Annotated in this window: 2 protein-coding genes; both read right to left on the bottom strand. The window is 73.3% G+C overall.

The window, feature by feature from the left end:
- On the bottom strand, positions 1 to 3,147 hold a 3,147-nt coding region (locus IM725_RS19655; RefSeq protein ID WP_193782336.1), incomplete at its 3' end, for an efflux RND transporter permease subunit.
- Positions 3,144 to 4,165 (bottom strand): efflux RND transporter periplasmic adaptor subunit (locus IM725_RS19650; protein ID WP_193782335.1); only part of this gene is annotated, 1,022 nt, incomplete at its 5' end. The genes IM725_RS19655 and IM725_RS19650, both read right to left, overlap by 4 nt.

Below are 4,165 nucleotides of genomic sequence, written 5' to 3'. Positions count from 1 at the left end.
CGCCCCGGGCAGCACCAGCGGCAGGCGGGTGGGCAGCGCGAGCCGGTCCAGGTCGAAGGCGGGCGCCTGGGCGTCCGGGCCGTCGCCCAGCAGGGCCAGCAGCGTGAACAGCGTGCCGCTGACGATGCCGCCCACGATCACGCAGGCGAAGGGCCGCTGGGTCTCGCTGCCGATGCCGTGCGAGAGCGCCGCCGGCAGCAGGCCCAGGCCGGCCATCAGCGCGGTCATGAGGATGGGCCGCAGCCGCACCACGGCACCGTCGACCACCGCGGCGGCGCTGTCGGCGCCGCGCCGCACGCGCTCCATCACCTCCTCGACCATGATGACCCCGTTCTGCACCGAGATGCCGGCCACCGCGATGAAGCCCACCGCCGCCGATACCGACAGGTGCAGGCCGGCCAGCCCCAGCGCGGCCAGGCCGCCGATGAGCGTGAAGGGCACCATGCCCAGCACCAGCCCGGCCAGCCGCATGGAGCGGAAGGCCCAGAACAGCAGCGAGAAGATCATCAGGGCCGTCAGGGGCACGATCACCATCAGGCGGCGCGCCGCGCGCTGCGAGTTCTCGAACTGGCCGCCCCAGCTGAGCTCGTAGCCCGGCGGCAGCTTGACGCGCTCGGCGACGGCCGAGCGGGCCTCGTCGACGAAGCTGCCCTGGTCGCGGCCGAGCAGGTTCATCTTGACGATCACGGCGCGGGCGCCGGCCTCGCGCTGGATCTGGGAGACGCCCTCGCGCATCTCGATGCGCGCCACGTCGGCCAGCGCCACCGTGCCCGGGCCGTTGCCGGCCTGGGTGCCCGGCACCGCCAGCTGCAGCTGGCCGATGGCGTCCATGCCGCGGCGCCAGCGCGGGTCCATGCGCAGCACCACGTCGAAGCGGCGCTCCTGGTCGTAGAAGGCGGACACGGTGCTGCCCGAGAGCGCCTCGTTCACCAGGGTGTCCACGTCGTTCACGGTGAGGCCGTAGCGGGCCAGCCGCGCCCGGTCGGGCGTGACCACCACCTCGGTCTGGCCGCTGATGCGCGTGGCGTCCACGTCGCTGGCACCGCGGATGCGGCTGACGATCTCGGCGATCTCGCGGCCCTTCTGCTCCAGCACCTGCAGGTCGGGGCCGCTCACCTTGGCCACGATCTCGCCCTTGGCGCCCGACAGCGACTCCTCGACGTTGTCCTCGATCACCTGCGAGAAGTTGGAGGCGATGCCGGGGATGCCGTTCAGGTGCGCCGACATGTCGGCCACCAGCGCCTCCTTGTCGGCGAAGTCCCATTCGCCGCGGGGCTTGAGGTCGACCAGGATCTCCAGGTTGTTCGGGCCCTTGGGGTCGGAGCCGTCGTCCGGCCGGCCCGCCTGGCTGATGACGTGCGCCACCTCCTTGTAGGCCAGCAGCTGCGCGCGCACCAGGCGCTCCACGCTGCGCGTGGTGTCCAGCGAGGCGGAGGTGGGCAGCGTCACCGTGAGCCAGATGTTGCCCTCGTCCAGCTTGGGCAGGAACTCCGAGCCCAGGCGCGTGCCCAGGCCCACGGCCAGCAGCACGCAGGCCGCGCCGCCGAGCAGCACCAGGCGCCCGTGCGCCATCGCCTGCGCCAGCAGCGCCCGGTAGCGTGCCTGCAGCCGGTCCAGCCAGGGCTTGTGCTTCTCCATCAGCGGTGCGCGCAGCAGCGTCATGCCCAGCAGCGTGGGCAGCAGCGTGAAGGTGAGCAGCACCGCGCCCAGCAGGGCGAAGCTCAGCGTCAGCGCGACCGGCGTGAAGATCTTGCCCTCCACCCGCTGGAAGCTGAAGATGGGCACGAAGGCCAGGATGATGATGGCCTTGGAGAACAGCACCGGGTGCGCCAGGTCCTTCAGGGTGTGGTGCAGCACGCCCAGGCGCTGGCCGCGCGCGTGGGGCGTCGCCTCCGCGTACGTCGGGTGCAGCGCCAGCCGCACCATCAGCGCCTCCACGATCACCACGGCGCTGTCGATGATGATGCCGAAGTCCACCGCGCCCAGCGAGATGAGGTTGGCCGACACGCCGCGCGCGTTCATGAGGATGAAGGCGAACAGCAGCGCCAGCGGGATGACGGTGGCCACGATCAGCGCCGCCCGCCAGCTCGACAGGAAGACCACCAGCACCGCGATCACCAGCAGCGCGCCGGTGAGCAGGTTTTCGCCCACGGTGCGCACCGTGTGGTGGACCAGCACCGTGCGGTCGTAGATGGGGGTGATGCGCGCGCCCTGGGGCAGGCGCGGCTGCAACTGCTCGATGCGCGCCTTCAGCGCCTCGTTGATCTTGGCCGGGTTGCCGCCCTTGGTCATCAGCACCACGCCCTCGACCACGCTGTCCAGCCGGTCCGCGGCCACGGCGCCGAAGCGCGGCCGCTCGCCCACCAGCACGCGCGCCACGTCGCCCACCAGCACGGGGCGCCCCTGGCGCGCTGCCACCACCACGCGGGCGATGTCCTGCGGGCTGCGGTACAGGCCGTCGGCACGCACCACCAGCGCGGCGTCGCCGTGGCGCAGCAGGCCACCACCGGCGCTGCCGCTGCCGTTGCCCAGCGCCTGGGCGAGCTGGTCCAGCGTGACCTGGAACTTGCGCAGGGCCAGCGGGTCGGCCAGCACCTGGTACTCGCGGATCGCGCCGCCGAAGCTCACCACGTCGGCCACCCCGGGCGTCATGCGCAGGGCAGGGCGCACCACCCAGTCCTGCAAGGTGCGGGCCTCCACGTCGGGCAGGCCGGGCGCGTCGATGCGGTAGCGGTAGACCTCGCCCACCGCGGTGGTCAGCGGCGCGAGCTGCGGCTGCACCCCGGCGGGCAGGTTCACGGTGGCCAGCTTCTCGTTCACCTGCTGGCGCGCGAACCAGTCGTCGGTGCCGTCCTCGAAGGTCAGCGTCACCACGGACAGCCCGCTCATGGTGACCGAGCGCACGTTGACCAGGTTGGGGATGCCGGAGACCTCGCGCTCGATGGGCAGTGTCACGGCGCGCTCCATGTCCTGCGGTGCCTGGCCGGGCAGCTGCGACACCACCTGCACCTGCACGTCCTGCACGTCGGGGAAGGCCTCGATGGGGAGGTTGGACAGCGCGAGCAGGCCGAAGGCCACCAGCGCGGCGGCCAGCACCAGCACGAAGACGCGCTGGCGCAGCGCGAAGACGATGATGCGGTCGATCATCGCGGGCCCGTGCCGCTGCCCAGCTCGGCGTCCAGCAGCAAGGCGCCGGCCACCACCACGCGCTCACCCGGCGCCACGCCGGTGCGCACGAAGCTGCTGTCGGCGCCGTGCGTCGCGAGCTCGACGCGCCGGCGCTGGAAGCGGCCCGGCGTGGTCTCCACGAACAGGTAGGTGTACAGCCCGCGCGTCACCAGCGCCGCGTTCGGCACTTCCAGGCCGGTGCCCACCGGCTGCAGCACGGAGGCGCGCACGAACATCTCGGGCAGCAGCTTGCCGCCGGGGTTGTCCAGCCGCGCCCGCGCGACCACGCGGCGGGTGTTGGGGTCCAGCACCGGGCCGACCTGCATCAGCGTGGCGCGGAAGCGCTCGCCGGGCCAGGCGTCGCTCTCCACGCTCACGGCGCTGCCGGGCTTCACGCTGGCCAGCAGGTTCTCGGGCAGGTCGATCAGCAGCCACAGGCGCTGCAGCTGCGTGACGACGAAGAGCGGCTGGCTGCCGCCGGGCGTCAGCTCCAGCGCCGGCGTCGCGTTGCGCTCGGCCACCACCCCGGCGACCGGGCTGGTGAGCGTGAGCCGCGCGCCGGCCCGGGCACCCGCGGGCACCAGGTTGCCCAGGCGCTGGCGTGCCCGCTCGGTCTCCGCCCGCGCGGCCTCCCAGTCGGCCTGGGCGGACTCGGCATCGCGCCGGGCGATGCCTTCGCCCGGGCCCAGCTCGCGCGCACGTTCCCAGGCCAGGCGCTTGCGCTCCTCGTCGGCGCGTGCCTTGTCCAGGTCGGCGCGGGCGGTGCCCAGGTCGGGCGCGTCGATGTCGGCCAGCACCTGGCCGGCACGCACGCGGTCGCCCGGCTGCACCCGCAGGGCCGCGATGCGGCCCGCCACCGGCGGGAACACGCGCACGGTGACGTCCTCGTCGTAGGCCAGCCGGGCCGGCAGCGCGTCCGCCAGCGGGATGGGCGCGCTGGTGAGGGCTTCGGTGCGCAGCAGGGCGAGCTGGGCCGAGCCGTTGGGCAGGATGAGGG

The organism is Ramlibacter aquaticus (assembly GCF_015159745.1).
In the GTDB taxonomy this organism is placed as follows: domain Bacteria; phylum Pseudomonadota; class Gammaproteobacteria; order Burkholderiales; family Burkholderiaceae_C; genus Ramlibacter; species Ramlibacter aquaticus.
This window is presented reverse-complemented; position numbering and strand designations above follow the sequence as displayed.